This is a genomic window from Sphingomonas sp. Leaf22 (assembly GCF_001421715.1).
Lineage (GTDB): Bacteria > Pseudomonadota > Alphaproteobacteria > Sphingomonadales > Sphingomonadaceae > Sphingomonas.
The window spans coordinates 93,095-117,214 of record NZ_LMKP01000044.1; the positions used below are offsets into that span (position 1 = coordinate 93,095).

The 24,120-nt window shown below is 66.8% G+C and carries 16 protein-coding genes; 7 read left to right on the forward strand and 9 right to left on the reverse strand.

Going from position 1 to position 24,120, the window contains the following annotated elements:
- Positions 1-61 precede the first annotated feature (61 nt).
- Positions 62-2,959 (reverse strand): beta-galactosidase GalA, encoded by a 2,898-nt coding sequence (galA, locus tag ASE70_RS17705; protein ID WP_156356336.1) that lies wholly within the window; start codon positions 2,957-2,959, stop codon positions 62-64.
- 22 nt (positions 2,960-2,981) lie between these two features.
- Positions 2,982-3,725, reverse strand: coding sequence for a copper homeostasis protein CutC (locus tag ASE70_RS17710; protein WP_056507665.1), 744 nt, complete (start codon positions 3,723-3,725; stop codon positions 2,982-2,984).
- 384 nt (positions 3,726-4,109) lie between these two features.
- Here ASE70_RS17710 and rplJ point away from each other — a divergent pair, with 384 nt between their 5' ends.
- From rplJ to ASE70_RS17725, 3 genes are all read left to right on the forward strand, one after another.
- Positions 4,110-4,625: a 50S ribosomal protein L10 gene (rplJ, locus tag ASE70_RS17715; RefSeq protein WP_055761025.1), complete on the forward strand. Its 516-nt coding sequence runs from the start codon at positions 4,110-4,112 to the stop codon at positions 4,623-4,625.
- Between the two features lie 48 nt (positions 4,626-4,673).
- Complete coding sequence (gene rplL / locus ASE70_RS17720; RefSeq protein ID WP_056507669.1) at positions 4,674-5,051, forward strand: 50S ribosomal protein L7/L12; 378 nt, start codon at positions 4,674-4,676, stop codon at positions 5,049-5,051.
- A 249-nt stretch (positions 5,052-5,300) separates the two neighbouring features.
- Complete coding sequence (locus ASE70_RS17725) at positions 5,301-6,395, forward strand: energy transducer TonB (RefSeq protein WP_056507673.1); 1,095 nt, start codon at positions 5,301-5,303, stop codon at positions 6,393-6,395.
- Positions 6,396-6,430: 35 nt separating this feature from the next.
- On the opposite strand, the gene ASE70_RS17730 is transcribed toward ASE70_RS17725, so the two are convergent.
- From ASE70_RS17730 to ASE70_RS17750, 5 genes are all read right to left on the reverse strand, one after another.
- The gene (locus tag ASE70_RS17730; protein WP_056507675.1) at positions 6,431-7,843 is read right to left on the reverse strand and encodes a M16 family metallopeptidase; all 1,413 of its coding nucleotides are present in this window, start codon (positions 7,841-7,843) and stop codon (positions 6,431-6,433) included.
- A 1-nt stretch (position 7,844) separates the two neighbouring features.
- Positions 7,845-9,254, reverse strand: a complete 1,410-nt coding sequence (locus ASE70_RS17735; RefSeq protein ID WP_200925680.1) for a M16 family metallopeptidase — start codon at positions 9,252-9,254, stop codon at positions 7,845-7,847.
- 18 nt (positions 9,255-9,272) lie between these two features.
- Positions 9,273-9,503: a helix-turn-helix domain-containing protein gene (locus tag ASE70_RS17740; protein ID WP_056507678.1), complete on the reverse strand. Its 231-nt coding sequence runs from the start codon at positions 9,501-9,503 to the stop codon at positions 9,273-9,275.
- Positions 9,503-10,024 carry a DUF2975 domain-containing protein gene (locus ASE70_RS17745; RefSeq protein WP_082438898.1) on the reverse strand — a complete coding sequence of 174 codons (522 nt, stop codon included), beginning with the start codon at positions 10,022-10,024 and terminating at the stop codon, positions 9,503-9,505. Before ASE70_RS17745 ends, ASE70_RS17740 begins: the two co-directional genes overlap by 1 nt.
- A 65-nt stretch (positions 10,025-10,089) precedes the next feature.
- On the reverse strand, positions 10,090-11,223 hold the full coding sequence (locus ASE70_RS17750) for a hypothetical protein (protein ID WP_156347357.1): 1,134 nt from the start codon (positions 11,221-11,223) through the stop codon (positions 10,090-10,092).
- Between the two features lie 325 nt (positions 11,224-11,548).
- Here ASE70_RS17750 and rpoB point away from each other — a divergent pair, with 325 nt between their 5' ends.
- The 4 genes from rpoB (at position 11,549) to ASE70_RS17775 (ending at position 22,553) form a co-directional block, all read left to right on the forward strand.
- Positions 11,549-15,694 (forward strand): DNA-directed RNA polymerase subunit beta, encoded by a 4,146-nt coding sequence (rpoB, locus tag ASE70_RS17760; RefSeq protein ID WP_056398210.1) that lies wholly within the window; start codon positions 11,549-11,551, stop codon positions 15,692-15,694.
- A gap of 126 nt (positions 15,695-15,820) precedes the next feature.
- On the forward strand, positions 15,821-20,101 hold the full coding sequence (gene rpoC / locus ASE70_RS17765) for a DNA-directed RNA polymerase subunit beta' (RefSeq protein ID WP_056507680.1): 4,281 nt from the start codon (positions 15,821-15,823) through the stop codon (positions 20,099-20,101).
- 531 nt (positions 20,102-20,632) lie between these two features.
- Positions 20,633-21,712, forward strand: coding sequence for a DUF5694 domain-containing protein (locus ASE70_RS17770; RefSeq protein WP_082451119.1), 1,080 nt, complete (start codon positions 20,633-20,635; stop codon positions 21,710-21,712).
- 61 nt (positions 21,713-21,773) lie between these two features.
- Positions 21,774-22,553, forward strand: coding sequence for a formate/nitrite transporter family protein (locus tag ASE70_RS17775; protein WP_056402035.1), 780 nt, complete (start codon positions 21,774-21,776; stop codon positions 22,551-22,553).
- Positions 22,554-22,903: 350 nt separating this feature from the next.
- On the opposite strand, the gene ASE70_RS17780 is transcribed toward ASE70_RS17775, so the two are convergent.
- Positions 22,904-23,431 carry a hypothetical protein gene (locus ASE70_RS17780; RefSeq protein ID WP_056507685.1) on the reverse strand — a complete coding sequence of 176 codons (528 nt, stop codon included), beginning with the start codon at positions 23,429-23,431 and terminating at the stop codon, positions 22,904-22,906.
- The gene (locus tag ASE70_RS17785) at positions 23,431-23,949 is read right to left on the reverse strand and encodes a hypothetical protein (RefSeq protein WP_056507873.1); all 519 of its coding nucleotides are present in this window, start codon (positions 23,947-23,949) and stop codon (positions 23,431-23,433) included. Before ASE70_RS17785 ends, ASE70_RS17780 begins: the two co-directional genes overlap by 1 nt.
- Positions 23,950-24,120: the final 171 nt, after the last annotated feature.

Genomic DNA, 24,120 nt, shown 5'->3' on the forward strand with positions numbered 1-24,120 from the left:
AACCGGGGAGGGAGGGCGGTCTTCGACAGGCTCTGCCCGACCCCGGCCGGGGTCGGGCACCCTAACCCTTCGGCGCCAGCCGCGCCGCCCCGGTAATCCCCGACCGCGCACCCGGCACCGCCTCGACCAGTACCGCAACCCCCTTCGCCCCGGCGGGCACCGGCACCACCAACGGCGCAGGCGTCGGATCGGACTTCATCGCGACCTGCCGTCCGTCGACATAGACGGTCGCCCGCCCCTCGATCTGCGCGAAGCTCAGCGTGCCCCCTTCCGCCACCACCCGCCGCCGCACCGGCAGCGCCGCGCGGTACAGGCGGAACGACGGCCCGGCCTCGGGTACGGCGGGCGTGCCGCTGCGGGTGAAGTCCCAGCTGTTATTGTCGTTCACCGGCGGCATCAGCACCGGATCGGGCGCGGTCGCGAACGATGGCGACCGTCGCCAGCCCAGAATGAACGCCCCCGGCGGCGTCACCGTCACCTGCGCTCGCGGGGTCGCCGCCACCCGGTCGATCACCAGCCGCGCCGGCCGCAGTCCCTCGGCACTGGCGACGATCGTCACCTTGCCGCGCCCCTCGCCTGCCTGCACCAGCATCTGCGCGAGGCCGTTGAACAGTGACCGCTGCGGTGCCTTTTCGCTTTCATGGCTGTTGGAATCGCCGTTGCCGACGCCGATCAGCGTCGCGCCGTCGATGGTGAAGCGGGTCATCCGGTTCTCGGTGGGGACATGCCGCCCCTTCGCATCGATCGCGTCGATCGTGACCGGCACGACATCCTCGTTATCGCCCAGCATCTGCCGCCGCGCCGGGGTCAGCCGCAGCGCGACCGCCGGTCCCGCCGTCTCGTGCACCGCCCGCGCGACCTCGCGCCCGCCGCTCAGCGCCACGGCCTCCAGCCTGCCCGGTGCGTAGGGCAATGTGAAGCGATTGCCCATGATCCGGTCGACCGCCTGCTCGCCGATCATCCGCCCGTTCAGCACCAGCCGGACGCGTTCGGCGTTGCTGGTGACCAGCAGCGCGATCGGCTGCCCCTCCCTGCCCGGCCATGTCCAGTGCGGGGCGACGCCGACCACCGCCCGATCGTCGATCCAGTGCGCGCGGTGGATGTCGTACGCGGTCTTGGGAAAGCCGCACAGGTCGAGAATGCCGAAAAAGCTGGCGATGGTCGGCCAGGTGAACGGCGTCGGCTCGCCATGATAGTCGAACCCGGTCCACACGAACCCGCCGGCGATGAAGCGGCGCTTGGCGATCTCCGCCCATGCATCGCGGTGCGTCGCGCCCCATGGTGCCGCCTCGTCGTCCATCGACGACATGACGTGCGCGGCCTTGTCGGTAGTATAGGCTCCGCGCGTCATGAACGCGCTGGTATCTTCCGACGACGTGCTCGGCTTTGCAGGGTTCAGCGCGTGGAACTTGTCGTAATCGCCCTGATAGTAATTGAACCCCATGACGTCGACGACGCTCGACACGTTCTTGGGGTCATAGAACGACCCGTTCATCGCCGCCGTCACCGGCCGGCTGTCGTCCAGCGCATGGACCTGCGCTGCCATCCGCCGCACCATCTCGACGCCCGCCTCGGTGCCCTGCATCGGTTCCTCGTTGAACACCGACCACAGGATGATGCTGGGATGATTGCGATGCGCGCGGACCAGCCATTCCAGCTGCGCCATATTCTCGGGTGCGGGATTGAAGACGCGGTTTTCGTCCATGACGACGAACCCCATCCGGTCGCAAAGCTGGTAGAAGGCGTCGGCCTGCGCATTGTGCGAACAGCGGATGGCGTTGACGCCGGTATCCTTCATCCGTTGCAGCCGCCACGCCAGCAACGCGTCGGGCACCGCCACGCCGACCCCGGCATGGTCCTGATGCAGGCATACGCCCTTCAGCTTCACGGCCTTGTCGTTCAGGAAAAATCCCTGTGCGGCATCGAAGCGGATCGTGCGGAAGCCGATCGCGATACGGCGTTCGTCGCCACCGCCCGGGGCATCCGTCGTGACGCGCACGGTGTAGAGCGTCGGCGTCTCGATCGACCAGCGCTGCGGATCGGCGACCGGCAGCGACAGAGTGACCTCCGCCTCGCCCAGCGGCGGCAACTGCGCCTGCCCGCGTGCGCTGGCGACGACCTTTCCGGCGGGGTCGAGCAGGTCGACCAGCAAGTTCGCCGCCGCCATTTCGCGGGCGATACTGTTCAGCGCGACGGTAACCGGCACGCTCCAGCGCCCGTCGCTGCCGGCGCGCGGATCGCAATGCACGCCGTCGGTCGCGATCGACACCGGCGCGCGCTTCGACAGCCAGACATGGCGGTACAGGCCCGCGCCCTCGTACCACCAACCCTCCATGGCATTGGCGTCGACGCGGATCGCGATGACGTTCAGTTCGTCGCCGAACCGCGCGAACGGCGTCAGATCGATGTCAATCGCGTTATAGCCCGAGAAGTTGCGCGCGACGATGCTGCCGTTGATCCAGATCGTCGCCGCCGTCGCAATCGCGCCGAAATGCAGTTCCAGCCGCTTGCCGCGATCGGCGGGGTCGAGCCGCAGCGTCCGGCGATACCAGCCGATCCCGCGCGGGCGATACCCCTGTGCGACGTTCGCGGTCTCGACAAAGCCCTGCGCCGACGCCCAGTCGTGCGGCAGCGTCACCGCCGCCCAGTCGCTGTCGTCATAATCCATCGCCGCCGCGCCGCGCGCGTTGCCGGCCTTGGCATTGCCATAGGTATCGTCATGGGTGACCGGCGGCGGCGCGACGATGTCGCCTTCATGGAACAGCCAGCCCAGCGCGAGCAGCGTCCGCGACGGGTCCTCGACCGGCAACCGTTCGAACAGGCCGTCGCGCGGGGCCAGACCATGGAGCAGCCCGCTTTGCTCCGCATCGCGCGGGGCGGCGAGCGCGCGCGTCGGCAGCGTCGCCGCCGCCAGCGTGCCCGCGCTTCCGGTCAGCAGGGCGCGGCGTCCCAGCGGCATGAACGTCATCCGATCTCTCCCGTTATCCATCGATCGCGGCGCGCAGCGCCCGCACGACCGTCTCATCGGTCCGCGCCAGTCCCGGCCCGGCAAAGCCGAGCGCCTGGACACGCGCATCGTCCTGCGGGACCGCGACCCCGGCCGAGGCATGGACCTCCACCGCGCCGGTCGCCGACAGCAATGCCACGACATTGTCGGGCCGGACGCCCGATCCCGGCATCACCGCGATCCGCCCCGCCGCCGCGCGGTGCATCGCGGCGATCACCGCCGCCCCATCGAGAGCACGCACTGCGCCACCCGATGTCAGGATGCGGGCAAAGCCATGCGCCACCGCCGGTTCGATCGCTGCCACCGGATCGGGCAGCAGGTCGACCGCGCGGTGCAGCGTCAGGTCGATATCGTCGCGGACCGCGCGCACCGCCGCGACCCATTCGCGAAGGACCGCTTCGTCGATCGCGCCATCCCGCGCCGCGCCGAACACCAGCCCGTCGACCCCGGCGGCGATCAGCGCCTGCGCATCGGTGATCGCGGTCGCGACTTCGCCGGCATCATAGGCAAAGTCACCCGCACGCGGCCGGACCATCGCATGGACCCGAACCCCCGCCGCCCGCGCCCGCGCGACGACCAGCGCCGCCAGTCCCGGCGAGGGCGTCAGCCCGCCCACCGACAGCGCGCCGCAAAGTTCGATCCGGTCCGCTCCCCCGGCAATGGCCGCATCGCATCCCGCGACGCTGTCGATACAGATTTCCAGCGTCCTGCGCGTCATGCCGCCCCCGTCGGTTTATAGGACCAATGAAGCGTCGCGGCAGAAGGTCAAGCCGCTTCCCGCGCTTGACTCGCGGACGTGCCCGGCATAAGCGCGCCACCAAGCGTCGTGGCTGGATTCGTCCATGTCCGACGTCCGTCCGAGACAGCAGGTGCGGGTTTCCCGCTTAATGTCCTGCCGAGGCGGGGAATGCGTTAACTCGCCGGGCGCAGCTTTATGCGACGCCGGGCCAGCCATGGGAAATCCGCGCGACTGCCCGGTTTCTTCGCATGGCGACCATGCCCCTTCACGGACTGTCGCCCCGTTTGTCGCATCTGCGGCGGGCGGATTGTTCGCGGGCGTTTTCCGAATTGTCGGAAATACGCCCCAGTTAAGGAGAACGGCATGGATCGCACTCAGAAGAGTGAAGCCGTCGCCGAGCTGAACCGCACCTTCAACGAGGTCGGCGTGGTGGTCGTCACCCGCAACCTCGGCATGACCGTCGCACAGTCGACGGGCCTGCGTAACAAGATGCGTGACGCCGGCGCGAGCTACAAGGTCTCGAAGAACCGTCTTGCCCGGATCGCAGCCGAAGGCACGCCGTACGCGGTGATCGCCGACCTGCTGACCGGCCCGACGGCGCTTGCGACGTCGACCGACCCCGTTGCCGCGGCACGGGTCATCAACGACTTCGCCAAGACGAACGACAAGATCGAGATCGTCGGTGGCGCGATGGGCGGCCAGCTCCTCGATGCGGAAGGTATCAAGGCACTCGCCTCGCTGCCGTCGCTCGACGAACTGCGCGCCAAGATCGTCGGCCTCATCGTTGCCCCGGCAACGAAGCTGGCGACCATCACCCAGGCTCCCGCGGCACAGATCGCCCGGGTCCTGTCGGCATATGCGGAGAAGGACGCAGCCTGATCGGCGGCTTCCGACCCCTTTACCCCTATCTGATTTACGGAGAATATCATGGCTGACCTCAACGCAATCGTCGACCAGCTGAGCGAACTGACCGTCCTCGAAGCAGCTGAACTCTCGAAGCTGCTCGAAGAAAAGTGGGGCGTTTCGGCCGCTGCTGCCGTTGCCGCCGCTCCGGCCGCTGGCGGTGGTGCCGCTGCCCCGGCTGCTGAAGAGCAGACCGAATTCGACGTCATCCTGACCGGCGACGGTGGCAAGAAGATCAACGTCATCAAGGAAGTCCGCGCCATCACCGGTCTCGGCCTGACCGAAGCCAAGGCGCTGGTCGAAGGCGCTCCGAAGGCCGTCAAGGAAGGCATCAACAAGGACGAAGCCGCCAAGATCAAGGCGCAGCTCGAAGGCGCCGGCGCAACCGTCGAAGTCAAGTAAGCCGCAGACGGGACAGCGGACCCCACGGGTCCGCTATCTCCGTCAAGGCCGGCCGGCGGGCCGCAAGGCCCGACCGACGGGATCGAATTCACTTCGATCCCGGCTTGCCGACAAGGAAGAGGGGCGATCCGGCAACGGGTCGCCCCTTTTTTTGTGCAACGCCCGCAACGTCCAATCGTCGAGCCCGCGCAGCAACCGAAGACCGGCGTCGCCTTGCGTCGGTAACAAAACACCCGCATCCTCCATGCCATGGCAATCGCATCGCTCGCGCTGTTCCTGACGGCGGCTACCACGTCCGTCGTGCCGCCGCCCGTCCAGCAGCATCTGACACGGTGGACGCCCGGTCCGGTCCGATGCGGCGGTACCGTCATCGATCCGGTCCGACTGGTCCGGTCGCGCCCCGAACTGGCTTGGGGCGAGGTGCCGCTGAAGACGACCACCTTGCGCTTCCGCATCGATGCGAGCGGCCGGCCGCTATCGATCAAGCGGGAGGGCGGCAATGAGTTCATCCCGCTCGGCAGCGATCTCATCCCGGCCTTCACCGCATCACAGTTCGCGTCCGGCAGTCCGCGAAACGACTGCGCGATCGACTATTCGCTCGAACTGACCCCACTGGCGACGGCGGACCGGGCCGACCTGATGGCCTATTCGCTCGATCCGAGCAGTGGCCCGTTACCCCCGGAAGGCTGGGACCGGATCACGCCGCCCGATACCGATTGCCGGCGTCGGCCGCATCCGGCGGACCTGTTGCGCGCCTTTCCCGATTTCGACAAGCTTCCCGGGACGCCGGGCGAGCGGCAATGGTCGATGACCGGTTACGACCTCGACAAAAAGGGTCGCCCGATCCACGTTCGGACCGTTGCCGGTACCGGCGACGCGGCACTGGATACGGCGGCGCGTAAGGCCGTGGCCAAATCCCGGTTCGTCGCCGGTGCGCGCACCGGCTGCATGTACCCCTATTGGCGCGGCCCGCTCCGGGTCGCGGCACCACCCGCACCGCCGGAAGAAGCGTTCGGCCCCACCCCGCACTGCCCGACCGCGCCATGGGTCCAGCAACCACGGCTGATCTATCCGCCGGCGTGGAACCGCCGTTCGATCGAAGGATGGGCGGTGGTCCAGTTCGATGTCGCCCCTTGGGGCGAAGTCGGCAACACCCGGGTGCTGGCAAGCGAGCCGTCCGAGGATTTCGGTCGGGAAGCGATGCAGGTGGTCCGCACCGCGCGTCGCGCACCGTCCACGACCGGTGCCAGCGGCTGTATCGAACGCATCCGCTTCGCGATCCGACCGCCGGGAGCAGCCGTCGGTACCGACGTGCCGCCGCCACCCCCGGTTGTCATCGAGTAGCGCCGGGGCGGATCGCGCCGCCCCGGCTTCCCAATTCACGGGACCGTCACCGTCTGCACCGGCACGCCCTTCAGCTCCGGCAGTGCGCCCAGTTGCGGCTTCACTTTGACCAGATCGCCGACCACGACCAGCGTGAACTTGTCGAGCGGCAGGCTCTGCCGGATCGCGCTGCTGAACTGCGCGTCGCTGACCGCCATGGTCGCCGGGACATAGCGGTCGAGCCAGTCGGCCGGCAGGCCCAGCGCGTCGCGCGTCGCAAGTTGCCCGATCAGCGAGGCGCTGTCCGAACTGCGCAATACGAACAGCCCGGCATTGTAGCTGCGCATACCGCCGGCTTCCTCGGCGCTCGGCGGGGTCGATTGCAGCGTCCGGATTTCGTGGAACACCTCCTTCAGCGACGCGCCGGTCACCGCGGTCGTCACATCGGCATCGAACGTCCAGCGGGCGTCGCCGGGGCGCTGGGCGATGCCCGATCCGGGCGAATAGGTATAGCCTTTGTCCTCGCGGATATTGCGGGTGATCCGCGACGAGAAGCTGCCGCCGAGCAGCGCATTGGCGACGCGCAGCGGAATGTCGCCGTCGCTTCCCGCCAGCGGCGATGCCCAGTCGAGCCGGATCGTCGATTGCGGCGCATCCGGCCGGTCGACCAGCAACACACGGGGTCCCGCCGCGGCGGTCGGCACCAGCGACAGCCGTGCCGGCCCCTTCTGCCAATCGCCGAACGCCTGCTGCACAGCGGCCTTCACCTGCGCCGGATCGAACCGTCCCGCGACATACAGCCGCGCGCGCTGCGCACCGAAATTGGTGGCATAGAAGCGCTTCACCTGATCGAGCGTATAGCCGTTCAGCTGCGCAGGGGTCGGCAGGATGCGACCATAGGGATGGTCGCCATAGGTCGCGCGGGCCAGCGCGTAGTCGGCGAGCATCCCCGGCTGCGCCAGCGACTGGGTCAGCGAGCGGGCGCTGTTCGCCTTGACACGATCGAACTCGCCGGCCGGAAAGGTCGGACGACGGGCGACGTCACCGATCAGCGCCACCGCCTGCGGTGCGAATTCGCTCAGGCCGCTCATGCTGATCGACGTGCCGGTATAGCCGACCCGCACGCCCAGATTGCCGCCCATGCCAGCGGCGGCGGTGGCAAGCGCCGCGGAATCGCGACTGCCCGCCCCTTCCTTCATCATGCTGCCGGCCAGATCGGCGAGCCACGGATCGCGCCCCTCCTCCAGATTGCCGGCATAGACCTGCAACACCATCGTGACCTTGGGCGCATTGCCATAGGGGATCAGCGTCACGCCCATGCCATTGGGCAGGGTATAGGTTTCCGAAGCCGGCACCATGAACGGCTTGGGAGCCCCGATCGGCGGCGCAGGGAGCGCCAGCGGCGGGGTTTGCGCGGCGAGCGGCGCGGCGATCAGCGCAAGGCCGGCGAGAAGGATCGAACGGCGCATCTCACTTGCCTCCCTTGGCGGCATTGCCGGGCACGATGGTGTAGATCGAACGGTTGGTCGGGCGCAGATATTCCTGCGCCGTCTTCTGGATCAGCGCGGGGGTCACCTTGCCAAAGCCTGCTTCGATGCGGTTCACCGCCTGCGGATCATTGTCGAACAGCGCATAGACCGCCAGCAGATCGATCAGCCCGACGCGCGTGCCGCCATCGACCGACGAATACAGGTCGGAACGCAACTTGGTCCGTGCCCGATCGAGTTCGGCTTGCGTGACCGGGGTCGTCCGCAATTGCTCCATGACGCCGTCCACCGCCTGCCGGATGTGCGCATCGCCGAATTGCGGATCGTGGGTGAAGTTGAACGCCCACAGCATCGGGCCGTTATAATTATACATGTTGCCGAGCGAGGCGTTGATGCCGCCCGACAGGTCGCCGGTGATGCCGGTTTCCGACACCAGCTTGCGCGACAGGCGGCTGTCGTCGCCCTGCACCAGCATCTGGTCGATCAGCCCCATCGCATACCATTCGGGCGTGCCGCGCGGCGGCATGTGATAGCCCGCCGCCCAGCCGGGCTTGGGTGCCAGCGCGTCGACGCGGCTGCGGGTCTTTTCCGCGGTCTGGCGCGGTTCGGTCAGGTCGGGCAACTTCACCGGCGCACCCTTTTGCAGCGGCCCGAAATATTTGCGGACCATCGCCTCGGCCTGGGCATAGTCGATATCGCCCGCGACCACGAGCACCGCGTTGTTCGGGCGGTAGAAGGCGGAGTGGAACTGCTTCGCATCGGCGACGGTCGCCGCTTCGATCTCCTTCAGATCACCGTAGAAGTTATGGCTGTTATACCAGTTGGTGTTGGCCAGCATCGGCAGGTCGATCCACGGCCAGGTGCCATAGGGCTGGTTGAGGACGTTGACCTTCACCTCGTTGCCAACGACGCCCTGCTGGTTCTTCAGCACCGTGTCGTCGATGACCGGGCGGGCCATGCGATCGGCCTCCAGCCACAGGATACGCTCCAGCGCATTCGAAGGTGCGATCTCGAAATAATTGGTGAAGTCGAACCGGGTCGATCCGTTCAGCACGCCACCGGCATTGCTGATCGTGTTGATGAACACGCCCTTCGGCGCGTTCTGCGAACCCTGAAACATCAGATGCTCGAACAGGTGGGCGAAGCCGGTGCGTTCGCGCGGTTCGACGCGGAAGCCGATGCCGTAATAGACGCCGACCGTGACGGTCGGGGCCAGCGTGTCGCGCGACAGTACCACCTTCAACCCGTTGGGCAGCGTCAGGTAGCGCATGTCGATCGCCAGCCTTGCCGGCGCGGTGGCGGCGGGGCGCTGTTGCGCCGCCGATACGGTCGCCGTCACCGGCAGCGCGGCCAGCGCCGCCCCCAGCAACAGCCGCTTCATGATACGCGTCATCGTTCCCCCTTTTGCTTATCAGTCGTCGGTATCGTTTTCCTCAGCCGTTTCGGCGTGGATCAGAATGTCGCCGGGCTGGCATTCGAGCACGCGGCAAATCGCATCGAGCGTGGTGAACCGGATCGCCCGCGCCTTGCCGGTCTTCAGGATCGACAGGTTGGCGAGCGTGATATCGACCGCCTGCGCCAGTTCGGTGAGTGTCATGCGTCGGGCAAGCAACACTTCGTCGAGGCGGACCAGCACCGCCATCAGACCGTCCCCTCCAGATCCTCGCGAAGCGCCGCACCCTCGGCAAACACCCGGGCCAGCACGAACGCGACCAGCACCGACAACCAGCCCCCGATCGACAAGGACGAGCCGTCCGGCCCGACCCCGATGCCATCGAAGCGCGGCAGGATCGCGAACAACGGAATGTCGAGCAGCTGGATGGCGAGCAACGCCCAGCCGATCGCGCGCACCCGCCGGGCGTTGGGCGACGCGAACGTCTCCCCCGCCAGCACGGTGCGGAGGACGGCGATCAACCGCGAGAAGATGACATGAGCCGGCACCGACGCGACGACGCCGAGCAGCAACAGCGCACGGATGCCGCCGATCACGCGTTCGACATCGATCGCCGGATATTTGGCGGCCATCCGCGCGGCGAGCATGTCGTGCAACGGCAGGCTGGCGATGGCCGCCAGCAGAAAGACGATCGCAAAAAGAATATTGAGCGCGAGCAACAGCCGCAGCACGCCGAGGGTCAATCGCAATATCCGGTCCCGCCGCCCCATGCCGCCCTCCTGTCCCGTGCGGACGCTACCGGGTATATCGATTATCGCCAAGGGCGATGGCGGCGTTATGTGCGCCGCACCTGTCCATAGAGCCGCACTTCCAGCCGATCGGTCATGCGGTCGCCGCGATCGGTGAAGATCGGGGCGAGCTTGCCCTGCGGCGCGGCGGGACCGACCATGAACGCGGCGGTGGTGCGCGATTCGCGACCGTCCTCCCACCGATAACGCGCGTCGATCGCGATCATCGGCACGAAGAATGGCCGGTCCCGCGCGGTGACGATGTTCACCGCCACGCGCGGAAGGGTCATCGTCGCCTCCAGATGCCGCTGCTCGCCCGCACCCAGCGCGAACGGGTCGAGCCCGCGCTTGCCGTCATTGGCGAAGAAATCGGCGATCGCGTCGTCCTGTCCGGCATGGGCGGTCAGCAGCATCGTCGCGACGCTGACTTCGGTCACCGGCATCGAGGCGGGATTGCCGACGGTCAGGTCGAAATCGAGCAGGATGCGCTCGCCCTCGGTTCCGACGCGGATCGGGGCGAGCTGGAATTCGAGGAACGGCCCCGGCGTCGGCGCGGGCGCGGCGGGGGGTGGCGGGACGACCGGCGCGGGGGGCGGCGGCGCGGCGCGCGGCGGGGCGGCCGGGGGTGCCGGTTCGGGCGGCAGGACCGGGACCGGCGCGGCATCGTCGACCACCGCCGCCGATCCGCGCTGTCGCCGGGCGAACAGCAGGGCCACGCCGGTCGCGACCACGATCCCGCCGAGGAACCACAGCCACCATGGCAGCGAATCGCCGGTCGGTGCCGGAGCGGGTTCGGCGGCGGCGGGGGTCGGGAGCGGGTCGGGCGTGGGCGAGGCGAGCGGCGTCGTCAGCACCTGCGGCGCTGCATAGGTCGCCGCCGGGGTCGGCACCGCCGTGGGGACGGCGACCGGGGTCGAAGTTGGCGAAGGTGTCACGCGCGGACGTGGCGCGGCCGGGGTCGGCGTGGCGGTCGGGACCGGGGCGCGGGGGGCGCGCGGGGTCGGCGTCGGGCTGGGGCGCGGCGTCGGGGTTGCGGTCGGCGTCGAAGTTGGCACCGGGGTCGGCACGACCTGCGGCGTGATGTCGTAGATCGGGATCGATCCGCCGGGTTGCGCCTGCTGCGCGGCGGCGGGTACGGCAAGAGTCGCGAGGATCGCCGCGCACGAAAGCTGGAACTGCATCGCCGCCCTGAACCGGGCTTTCCGCGCGAGCGTTAGCCCATCCGGCCCCCGGTTGCGACGAAACGGGTTGGTTCCACGGCCAGTCGAACCGGCGGCTGGCCCGCGTTGACACACTCCGCCACCGCTTCTATATGGACGGCTTGCGACAGGACCGGGAAAGAATGCGTCGTCGCGCAACGCATTCCATGCATAGGCCCGTCGCCATTCCAGGACGCTCGATCAGCTGCGGCCCATCATGGGTGACGCGGCTTTCGTCGTCCCGATCGCACGCCAGCCCGGTGGCAACCGGGCACGAGATTTGACTGCAAGCGAGGCCCACGACTCCATGGCGACCAAGGCAACCGCAACCGGCACGCACAAGCGCCGCATCCGCAAGGTGTTCGGCGACATCCACGAAGTGGTGCAGATGCCGAACCTGATCGAGGTTCAGCGCGAGAGCTATGAACAGTTCCTGCGTTCCGACCCGTCGATCGGCTATGTCTCCGGCCTCGAAAAGACGCTGCGGTCGGTATTCCCGATCCGCGACTTCGCCGGCACCGCCGAGCTCGACTTCGTCACCTACGAACTGGAAGATCCCAAGTTCGACGTGGAAGAATGCCGCCAGCGCGGCATCACCTATGCCGCGCCGATGCGCGTCACGCTGCGCCTGATCGTGTTCGAGGTCGACGCCGATACCGAAGCCCGGTCGGTGCTCGATATCAAGGAGCAGGACGTCTATATGGGCGACATGCCCCTGATGACGGGCAACGGCACCTTCTTCATCAACGGTACCGAGCGCGTGATCGTGTCGCAGATGCACCGGTCGCCGGGCGTGCTGTTCGACCATGACCGCGGCAAGACCCACGCCAGCGGCAAGTATCTGTTCGCCGCGCGCGTCATTCCGTATCGCGGGTCGTGGCTCGATTTCGAATTCGACGCCAAGGACATCGTCAACGTCCGCATCGACCGCAAGCGCAAGCTGCCGGTCACGTCGCTGCTCTATGCGCTGGGCATGACCGGCGAGGACATCCTCAACCACTTCTACAACCGCGTGACCTTCGTCCGTGGCGAAGGCGGCTGGCGGATTCCGTATGCGCCCGAAAACTGGCGTGGCCAGAAGCCGTCGTTCGACATCGTCGATGCAAACACGGGCGAAGTCGTGTTCCCGGCGGGCACCAAGATTTCCCCGCGCCTCGCCAACAAGGCGGGCAAGGACGGGCTGACCGACCTGCTGATCCCGACCGAGGAAATCTTCGGCCGCTACAGCGCCTATGACCTGATCAACGAGACGACCGGCCAGATCTATATCGAAGCCGGCGACGAAGTGACCGCCGAGAATCTCGAACTGCTCGATCAGGCAGGCATCGAGCGGATCGAGCTGCTCGACATCGATCACGTGTCCACCGGTCCGTGGATTCGCAACACGCTGAACGTCGACAAGGCCGAGGAGCGCGAACAGGCGCTGTCGGACATCTATCGCGTGATGCGCCCCGGCGAGCCGCCGACGCTGGAAACCGCCGAATCGCTGTTCGCCGGCCTGTTCTTCGATCCCGAACGCTACGACCTGTCGGCCGTCGGCCGCGTGAAGCTGAACATGCGCCTCGACCTCGACGCGCCGGACACGGTGACCACGCTGCGCAGCGAGGACATCCTGGCGGTCGTCAAGACGCTGGTCGACCTGAAGGACGGCAAGGGCGAAGTCGACGATATCGACAATCTCGGCAACCGCCGCGTGCGGTCGGTCGGCGAGCTGCTGGAAAACCAGTATCGCGTCGGGCTGTTGCGCATGGAGCGTGCGGTCAAGGAGCGCATGTCGTCGGTCGACGTATCGACGGTCATGCCGAACGACCTGATCAACGCCAAGCCGGCGGTTGCGGCCGTTCGCGAGTTCTTCGGTTCGTCGCAGCTGTCGCAGTTCATGGATCAGACCAACCCGCTGTCCGAAGTGACGCACAAGCGTCGCGTTTCGGCGCTCGGGCCGGGCGGTCTGACCCGCGAGCGTGCAGGCTTCGAAGTCCGCGACGTTCACCCGACCCATTATGGCCGTATCTGCCCGATCGAAACGCCGGAAGGCCCGAACATCGGTCTCATCAACAGCCTCGCAACGTTCAGCCGCGTCAACAAGTACGGCTTCATCGAAACCCCGTATCGTCGCATCGTCGACGGCAAGGTCACGAACGACGTCGTGTATCTGTCGGCGATGGAAGAGCAGAAGCACACCGTCGCGCAGGCGTCGGCCACGCTGAACGAGGACAGCAGCTTCGCCGAGGAACTGGTGTCGGCACGTCAGGCCGGCGAATTCCTGATGGCGCTGCCGGAAAACGTCACGCTGATGGACGTTTCGCCGAAGCAGCTCGTGTCGGTCGCCGCGTCGCTCATTCCGTTCCTCGAAAACGATGACGCCAACCGCGCGTTGATGGGTTCGAACATGCAGCGGCAGGCCGTGCCGCTGGTGAAGGCGGAAGCGCCGTTCGTCGGCACCGGCATGGAAGAGACCGTGGCGCGCGATTCGGGCGCGGCGATCTCAGCCAAGCGCGCCGGCGTCGTCGATCAGGTCGATGCGGCCCGTATCGTCATCCGCGCGACCGGTGAGGTCGATGCGGCGGAGAGCGGCGTCGACATCTACACGTTGATGAAGTTCCAGCGTTCGAACCAGTCGACCTGCATCAACCAGCGTCCGCTGGTGAAGGTGGGCGACGTGGTGAAGGCCGGCGAAGTCATCGCCGACGGTCCGTCGACCGAGTTCGGCGAACTGGCACTGGGCCGCAACGCCCTCGTCGCGTTCATGCCGTGGAACGGCTACAACTACGAGGATTCGATCCTCATCAGCGAGCGGATCGTGAAGGACGACGTGTTCACGTCGATCCATATCGACGAGTTCGAAGTGATGGCCCGCGACACCAAGCTGGGGCCGGAAGACATCACCCGCGACATTCCGAACGTGGGTGAAGAAGCGCTGCGCAACCTCGACGAGGCGGGCATCGTGTATATCGGTGCCGAGGTCGAACCGGGCGACATCCTGGCCGGCAAGATCACGCCCAAGGGTGAATCGCCGATGACGCCGGAGGAAAAGCTCCTGCGCGCGATCTTCGGCGAAAAGGCCAGCGACGTGCGCGACACCTCGCTGCGCCTGCCGCCGGGCGTGTCGGGTACGGTCGTCGACGTTCGCGTCTTCAACCGTCACGGCATCGACAAGGACGAGCGCGCGATGGCGATCGAGCGCGAGGAGATCGAGCGCCTGAAGAAGGACTCGGACGACGAGCGCGGCATCCTCAACCGTGCGACCTGGTCGCGTCTGCGCGAAATGCTCGAAGGGCAGACCGCGACGGCCGCGCCCAAGGGCGTGAAGAAGGGCGTGGTCATCGACCGCGAACTGCTCGACAGCGTCGAGAAGCATGAGTGGTGGCGCTTCGCCGTCGCCGACGATGCGGCGCAGGGCAATCTCGAAGCGGTCAAGGCGCAGTATGACGAGGCGGTGAAGCGGATTACCGACAAGTTCCATGACCGCCGTGAGAAGCTGGAGCGTGGCGACGAGCTGCCGCCGGGCGTGCTGAAGATGGTCAAGGTGTTCGTCGCGGTGAAGCGCAAGCTGCAGCCGGGCGACAAGATGGCCGGCCGTCACGGCAACAAGGGCGTCATCAGCCGCATCCTGCCGGCGGAGGACATGCCGTTCCTCGCCGACGGGACGCCGGTCGACCTCGTGCTCAACCCGCTGGGCGTGCCGTCGCGCATGAACGTCGGGCAGATCTTCGAAACGCACCTCGGCTGGGCCGCCCGCAATCTGGGCATGGAAGTCGCCCGGTCGCTGCGCGACTGGCGCGAAGCCAATCCGGACGCGGTCGGCGGCGAAATGCCGGCGGCGGTCAAGGACCGGCTGAAGGAGATCTACGGCGATCACTATGCCGAGGACATCGACAGCCGTTCGAACGAGCAGCTGGCCGAGCTGGTCCAGAACATCAGCACGGGCGTGCCGATGGGCACCCCGGTGTTCGACGGCGCACGCGAAAGCGACGTGTCGGACATGCTGGAGCTGGCCGGTCTCGACACGTCGGGTCAGTCGGTGCTGTTCGACGGGCGGACCGGCGACCAGTTCGACCGGATGGTCACCGTCGGCATCATCTACATGCTGAAGCTGCACCACCTCGTCGACGACAAGATCCACGCGCGTTCGATCGGGCCGTACAGCCTCGTTACCCAGCAGCCGCTGGGCGGCAAGGCGCAGTTCGGTGGCCAGCGTTTCGGGGAAATGGAAGTGTGGGCGCTCCAGGCCTATGGTGCCGCCTACACGCTCCAGGAAATGCTGACGGTGAAGTCCGACGACGTGGTCGGCCGCACCAAGGTCTATGAAGCGATCGTCAAGGGTGACGACACCTTCGAGGCCGGCATCCCGGAAAGCTTCAACGTGCTGGTCAAGGAAATGCGCTCGCTGGGTCTCAACATCGAGCTGGGCAGCATCGAAAAGCCGGAAGAACTGGCCGACGCGGCGGAATAAGCGACCAAATCTCCCTCTCCCCGCTTGCGGGGAGAGGGCCGGGGAGAGGGGCAGTCCACTACCCTCTCCGCACTTCCCCTCTCCCAACCCTCTCCCCTGAAGGAGAGAGGGCTATGAGGTAAGATCATGAACGAACTGACCAATTTCGCGAACCCGGTGGCCAAGCCGGAAACCTTCGACATGATCCAGATCGGGATCGCCAGCCCCGAGCGTATCCGCTCGTGGTCGTTCGGCGAGATCAAGAAGCCCGAGACGATTAACTATCGCACGTTCAAGCCCGAGCGTGACGGCCTGTTCTGCGCGCGCATCTTCGGTCCGATCAAGGATTACGAGTGCCTGTGCGGCAAGTACAAGCGCATGAAGTACAAGGGCATCGTCTGCGAGAAGTGCGGTGTCGAGGTCACGGTGTCGAAGGTCCGCCGCGAGCGGATGGGCCATATCGAACTGGCCGCGCCGGTTGCGCACATCTGGTTCCTGAAGTCGCTGCCGTCGCGGATCGGCCTGCTGCTCGACATGCAGTTGAAGCAGCTTGAGCGGGTGCTGTACTTCGAATCGTACATCGTCATCGAGCCGGGCCTGACCGCGCTCGAAAAGTATCAGCTCCTCACCGAGGACGAACTGCTCGACGCGCAGGACCAGTATGGCGAGGACGCGTTCTCGGCCGGGATCGGCGCCGAAGCGGTCAAGCAGATGCTGATCGACCTCGACCTCGAGGGCGAGAAGCGCGACCTGCTCGAAGAGCTGGCCGTCACCAAGTCGGAACTGAAGCCCAAGAAGATCATCAAGCGGCTGAAGGTCGTCGAGAGCTTCCTAGAGTCGGGCAACCGTCCCGAATGGATGATCCTCGACGTCGTGCCGGTCATTCCGCCCGAACTGCGCCCGCTGGTGCCGCTGGACGGCGGTCGCTTCGCCACGTCGGATCTGAACGACCTGTACCGCCGCGTCATCAACCGCAACAACCGGTTGAAGCGGCTGATGGAACTGCGCGCGCCGGACATCATCGTCCGCAACGAAAAGCGCATGTTGCAGGAAGCGGTCGACGCACTGTTCGACAACGGCCGTCGTGGTCGCACGATCACCGGCGCCAACAAGCGTCCGCTGAAGTCGCTGTCCGACATGCTCAAGGGCAAGCAGGGCCGCTTCCGCCAGAACCTGCTCGGCAAGCGCGTCGACTATTCGGGTCGTTCGGTCATCGTGACCGGGCCGGAACTCAAGCTGCACCAGTGCGGCCTGCCCAAGAAGATGGCGCTCGAGCTGTTCAAGCCGTTCATCTATGCGCGCCTCGACGCCAAGGGCCTGAGCATGACGCTCAAGCAGGCGAAGAAGTGGGTCGAGAAGGAACGCAAGGAAGTCTGGGACATCCTCGACGAAGTCATTCGCGAGCACCCGGTCATGCTGAACCGCGCGCCGACGCTCCACCGTCTGGGCATCCAGGCGTTCGAGCCGGTGCTGATCGAGGGCAAGGCGATCCAGCTTCACCCGTTGGTCTGCTCGGCGTTCAACGCCGACTTCGACGGCGACCAGATGGCCGTCCACGTTCCGCTGTCGCTCGAAGCGCAGTTGGAAGCGCGCGTCCTGATGATGTCGACCAACAACATTCTGTCGCCCGCCAACGGCAAGCCGATCATCGTGCCGTCGCAGGACATGGTGCTGGGCCTCTATTACCTGTCGATGGAAAAGACGAACGAGCCGGGCGAAGGCATGCTGCTGGGCGACATGGCGGAGGTGCATCAGGCACTCCACGCCGGTGCCGTCACGCTGCATACCAAGATCATCAGCCGCGTTCCGCAGACCGACGAGAACGGCAAGCAGTATCTCAAGCGCTATGAGACCACGCCGGGTCGCATGCTGCTGGGCGAAACGCTGCCGCACAGCCACAAGGTGCCGTTCGAAACGGTCAACCGCCTGCTGACCAAGAAGGACGTCGGCGACGTCATCGACGAGGTGTATCGCCATACCGGTCAGAAGGAGACCGTGCTGTTCGCCGATGCGATCATGGCGCTGGGCTTCCGCCACGCGTTCAAGGCCGGCATCTCGTTCGGCAAGGACGACATGCTGATCGCGCCGGACAAGGACAAGCTGGTCGACGAGACGCGCGACCAGGTGAAGGACTTCGAGCAGCAATATCAGGACGGCCTGATTACCCAGCAGGAGAAGTACAACAAGGTGATCGACGCCTGGAGCCGGTGCGGCGATCAGGTGGCGACGTCGATGATGGACGAGATCAAGGCGGTCCGCCGCTTCGAGGACGGTCCCGACAAGGGCCGCGAGAAGCCGATCAACTCGATCTACATGATGGCCCACTCCGGGGCACGCGGCAGCCAAGCGCAGATCAAGCAGCTCGCCGGCATGCGCGGGCTGATGGCCAAGCCGTCGGGCGAGATCATCGAAACGCCGATCATCTCGAACTTCAAGGAAGGCCTGACCGTCCTTGAATATTTCAACTCGACTCACGGTGCCCGCAAGGGTCTGGCGGATACGGCGCTCAAGACGGCGAACTCAGGGTACCTCACCCGCCGTCTGGTCGACGTGTCGCAGGACTGCGTCATTATCATGGAAGACTGCGGTACCCAGCGCGCGCTGGAAATGCGGTCGATCATCGAAGGTGGTGCGACGATCGCGTCGCTCGGCGAACGCATCCTCGGCCGCACCACGGCAGAAGACGTCGTCGATCCGAAGACCGGCGAAGTCGTGTTCCCGACCGGAACGCTGCTCGACGAGGCGATGATCACCCGTATCGAGGGCATCGGGCTTCAGGCGATGAAGATCCGCAGCCCGCTGGTCTGCGAAGCCAAGGTCGGCGTCTGCGGCACCTGCTACGGCCGTGACCTGGCCCGTGGTACCCCGGTGAACATCGGCGAAGCGGTCGGCGTCATCGCGGCGCAGTCGATCGGCGAGCCGGGTACGCAGCTGACCATGCGTACCTTCCACATCGGTGGTGCGGCGCAGCTGAACGAACAGTCGAACCTCGAAGCGCCGGTCGACGGCACGGTCGAGTTCCGCGACCTGCGCCTGATCGAGGACCAGCGCGGACGCCGGGTGGTGCTCAGCCGTTCGGGTGAAATCGCGATCGTCGACATGGACGGCCGCGACCTGTCGGTCCACCGCATCCCGTACGGTGCCTATGTTCTGTTCGACGATGGCCACATCGTTTCGCAGGGCGACCGCATGGCGGAATGGGACCCGTTCACCGCGCCGGTCATCACCGAAACGGGCGGTACGGTGAAGTTCATCGATCTGATCGAGAACAAGACCGTCACCGAACGAGTCGACGAAGCGACCGGTATCGCCCAGCGCGAGATCATCGAATATCGCGTGACGTCGAAGTCGAAGGAGGATCTGCGTCCGCGCATGACCCTGCTCGACGCGAATTCGGGTGAGGCCGCACGGTACATGCTGGCACCGGGCGCGGTGTTGTCGGTCGAGGATGGTGCACAGGTGCAGGCGGGCGACGTTCTTGCCCGTGTCGCCCGTGAATCGGCCAAGACCCGCGACATCACCGGCGGTCTGCCGCGCGTCGCCGAATTGTTCGAAGCGCGTATCCCGAAGGAAGCGGCGATCATCGCCAAGGTTTCGGGCCGCGTGATCTTCGGCAAGGATTACAAGGCGAAGCGCAAGATCGGCATCCAGCCCGAGGATGGCGGCGATGTCGTCGAGTATCTGATCCCGAAGTCGAAGGTCATCGACGTTCAGGAAGGCGACTATGTCAAGCGCGGCGACAACCTGATCGGTGGTTCGCCGAACCCGCACGACATTCTGGAAACGCTCGGCATCGAGCCGCTGGCCGAATATCTGGTCAGCGAAATCCAGGGCGTCTATCGACTGCAGGGCGTGAAGATCAACGACAAGCACATCGAGACGATCGTTCGTCAGATGCTGCAAAAGGTCGAGATCACCGACGGTGGCGACACCACCCTGCTGGCCGGCGAACAGCTCGACCGCGACGAGATGGACGAAGCCAATGCGAAGCTTGCGCCGGGTCTGGCCCCGGCACAGGGCAAGCCGGTGCTGCTCGGCATCACCAAGGCGTCGCTCCAGACGCGGTCGTTCATCTCGGCCGCATCGTTCCAGGAAACGACCCGCGTCCTCACCGAAGCATCGGTGCAGGGCAAGATCGACAGCCTGAACGGTCTGAAGGAGAACGTCATCGTCGGTCGCCTGATCCCGGCGGGCACCGGTGCCGGCATGAACCGCCTGCGCGTGGCGGCATCGTCGCGCGACGCGGCGCTGCGGGCACAGCAAAAGGCGTTGCAGGGCTTCGTCGCGCCGCATTCGGCCGAGGAAGAGCGCGCCGCCGAACAGGCCCGCTCGCCCCGCGACGGACAGGGTGCCAATGATCCGCTGGCCGATGTCGTGCCGTCGGGCACCGGCACCGACGCCGATGCGGGCGAATATCTGAACGACTGATCGTTCGGGTTTTCGTGAAACGAACGAGCCGCCGTCCGGGCAACCGGGCGGCGGTTTCGTTTTGGGGGTACATGCCCCGCCCTCTCCCCTGGACAGGGGAGAGGGATAGCGGAGCTTGCCAGCCTGCTGGCTAGCGTAGCTTGGGAGAGGGGCGAAGCGAGCCGCCGGCTCGCGCGCGCTCCGCGCGCTTTCCCCTCTCCTAGTTTCAACCAAGACCGATCGACATTCAGCTGTCAGGCCAGTGAACTTCTCCCCTCCCTGACAAGGGAGGGGCTGGGGGTGGGTCGGTCCGGGGCTGGCGAGTCGCTCCCTCGCGAGCCAACCCACCCCCGACCCCTCCCTTGTCAGGGAGGGGAGAAGTTGAAAAACTTGCTGAAGGTCGATCGGCCCTAGACCTATGCCGCGGCAAAGACTAAGTCTGCGCATCCCTCCCCCCTACCGGGGCGAGGGAAGGTTGCGGCCCGATCGCCGTCAAACCGCATTCCCCTTCTCCGCTTGCACCCCTACGCTGTCGGCCAAAGGGGGAAATTGATGAAACGCATTCTGTCGACCTTGCTGCTGCTCGCAGCGCCTGCCACCGCCCAAAGCTATCGCCCCGATTTCGACCCGTCGGCGCATAAAGGTCCGCGCAACGGCCCGGTCAACGAGGTCGCGGTACTGGGGTCGACGCATCTGTCGCAATTGCCCGACCGGTTCCGCCCCGAAGCGCTCGGACCGTTGCTCGACCGGTTGGCGGCGTGGAAGCCGCAGGCGATCGCGATCGAGGCGCTGTCGGGGGCACAATGCGATCAGTTGCGCCGCTATCCCTATCGCTATGCCGACATCGTTCCCGTTTATTGCTGGGACCCGGCCCCTGCCACGGCCGCGACCGGGCTCGACGTGCCGGCGGCGACCGCGGCCTATGAAGCGATGCTGGCGACGCTGCCCGCCCAGCCCGCACCGGCGGATCGGCGCAAGCTGGCGGCGCTGTTCCTCGCCGGTGGCGAGCAGGCGTCGGCGCTGGTCCAGTGGCTGCGGCTGCCGGCGGTCGAGCGCAAGGCGGGCGAGGGTCTGGACAAGACGCTGGTCGCGCGGCTCACCACGCTGGAGACCAAGCGCGACGAAAGCCTGATGATCGCGGCACGGCTGGCCGCCCGGCTGGGGCTTCAGCGCGTCTATGCGATGGACGATCATAGCGCCGACCGATCGGTGCCGAAGGCCGACGAGGCGGCCTATGGCAAGGCGATCCAGACCGCATGGGACAATCCGGCGACCAAGCGGCGGATGGCGGCGATCGACGTGATGCAGCGCGACCTTGCCACCGGGGCCGGCGTGTTGACGATGTATCGTGGCTTCAATGCGCCGGGCCAGGGGCAGGTCGCGTTCGACAGCGATTTCGGTGCGGCGTTGGAAGAGCCCTCCTCACCGCGGTTCGGACGGCAATATGTCGCATATTGGGAGGTGCGCAATCTGCGCATGGCGGCGAATATCCGCGACATGCTGGCCGAAATGCCGGGGCCGGGGATGCGCGCGCTGGTGGTCGTCGGCGCGTCGCACAAGCCGTATCTGGAGGCGTATCTGAACCAGATGCACGACGTCCGGATCGTCGACATCCGCCCGATGCTGCGCTGACGGAGCCGCGACCGGCGTCGATCGTTCCGATCGTGACACAGAACCATCCGGGGATGCGACCATGGCCAAGGACGACGCGACCGCCGACACGCTGGCCGACAACGTCGACGACGCCCTGCTCGCCAAGACCCGCCCGCCGGTCGGCGCGATGCTGTTGCTCGGCATCGCGGCGGGGGCGCAGATCGCCTTCGGCGCGATCGGCTATCTGGTGGCGCAGGCCGGGGCGACAGCGGGCGGTGCGACGCAGTTGCTGTCGGGTGTCGCCTTCTCGGTCGGGCTGATGCTGGTGATGGTGACCGGCACGCAATTGTTCACCGGCAACACGATGCTGGTCCTGCCCGCCGCGCAGGACCGGTTGGGGATTGGCGAGACGGTGCGCGACTGGGCGATCGTGTGGGTCGCGAACCTGATCGGCAGCCTGGCGATCGCCGCGCTGTTCGTCGCGTCGGGCGCGCCGCACGCAATCGACGGCGCGGTCGCACAGGCGGCGCTGAAGACCGCCGATGCCAAGCTGGCCAAGGACGGGGTGGAACTGCTCGCGTCGGGCGTGCTCGCCAACATGCTGGTCTGCCTCGCGGTCTGGATGGCGACCGGCGCGCAGTCGGTGGCGGGCAAGATCGTCGGCGTCATCGGGCCGGTCGCGCTGTTCGTCGCGGCAGGGTTCGAACATTCGGTCGCGAACATGACGCTGCTGCCGATCGCGTGGGCCATCGATCCGGCGGCGGTGCCGGCGACCGCGATGGCGGGCAATCTGTTGCTGGCGACGGCGGGAAATATCGTCGGCGGGTCGCTGGTCGCGATCGTGCTGGCAGCGGGGCATCGCACGCTGAACACCGCATAGGGCGGATATGAGAGAGGCCGCCGGGGTCTCTCGACACCCGACGACCTCAAGCATGGTCAGCGGCCGGAAGTTCCAGCCCGGGAGACCATGCGAGCCGCATTCATGGCGCCACGGCGTTGACTGAGGGAGAATACCCCCCGCACGTGGCCCACGCTTTAGCGGCGCGTCTCCCGAACGAACTGAACCGAACCCACTGCTGAACCATGAGACATCGGATCACCTCCTTTCGCTAGTTAAAGCCGTTACGCCCCGAACGGTGGCGCACACGGAATCTGGGGCATCTCGCCGCTGCGTACAAGACTTGTATTGCACGATGTTTCCGCCATAGTTCGCGCCCTGCCGACGCAGACTCAGCGCAGTCCCGGCCGGCACCCCCGCACCACCGTTCCGATCGCCTTGTCGCCGGGCAGTTGCGCGACCGGGCCGTCGTCGATGGCGAAGCCGATCGCGCCGGCACGGGCCAACGCGTCGAGAAAGGTCTGCCCGGTCGTCACCGCCGCTTCGGCCGCGCCGTCGACGGTCTGCGTCGGGAAGGTTGCGGCGGCATCGGTGACATAGAGGCGGATCGTGCGGCCCTGCCCCGGATGGACGAAGACGATGCGCTTCGCCCGCGGGTCGCAGCGGATGGCGAAGGCCGCCGCGCCGTTCGATTCGTACAGCGCGGCGCTGCCGCTCGCCGATGCCTGATAGCGCCAGCGCCCGGCCAGCGGCGTCGCGCCGTCGAGTTCGGGGGTCGGCAACTCGCCGGGCTTGAGCGCGCGTGGCGAAGGCGTGGGCCGGGGTGTAGGGGTCGGGCGCTCGGTCGGGGCCGGCGCAGGCGGCGGTTCGCTGGAACAACCCGCCAGCAGCACCAGCGACCAGAGCGCGACTCCCCGCATCAGCCGCGGCAATCCTCGGTCACGCGCAGGATTTCCGCCCAGCTCGGCAGGACCAGTCGCCCGATCCCGGCGCCTTCGACGACGAAGCGGCCCCGGCTGAACCCGATCGCGTCGAGCAGCCGGTCGCTGGCCGGCAGCGCCATACCGACGCCGCCGTCCATCGGCTGCACGGTGACGCTGCGCTGCGTGCTGGTGGTGCGGATCGTCACCGTGCCGGCGGCGGGGCGGGGCGTGGCGAGGACCATCGTCACCTGCTTCGCCGCGCGGTTGCAGGTCAGGGTCGCGACCGGGGCCGCACCGCGAACGCCATAGATCGCCGCCGATCCGGTGCCGAGCCCACGATACTGCCAGTCGCCGAGAGTGCGCGGCAGGTCGCGCCAGTCGCTCACCGGCGGCGAGGTCGGCGCGACGGCGGCGGGTCGTGGCGCGGGCGATGGTGCGGTGACCGGCTCGGGCGGCGCACCCGGCGGCACGCACCCGGCCAGCAGGAGAGCGGGGGCAAGGAACTTGATACGCATCGCCACCTTATGGGCGATGCGGGCGGCGGCCTCAACCGGCGATGGGGCGTCGCGCCGCTTCCATCGAACCGCTCGTCATTCCGGCGCAGGCCGGAATCCATGGATCGGGAACGGTCGTGATGGAGTCGAGAGCATCCGACCCAATGGATCCCGGCCTGCGCCGGGATGACG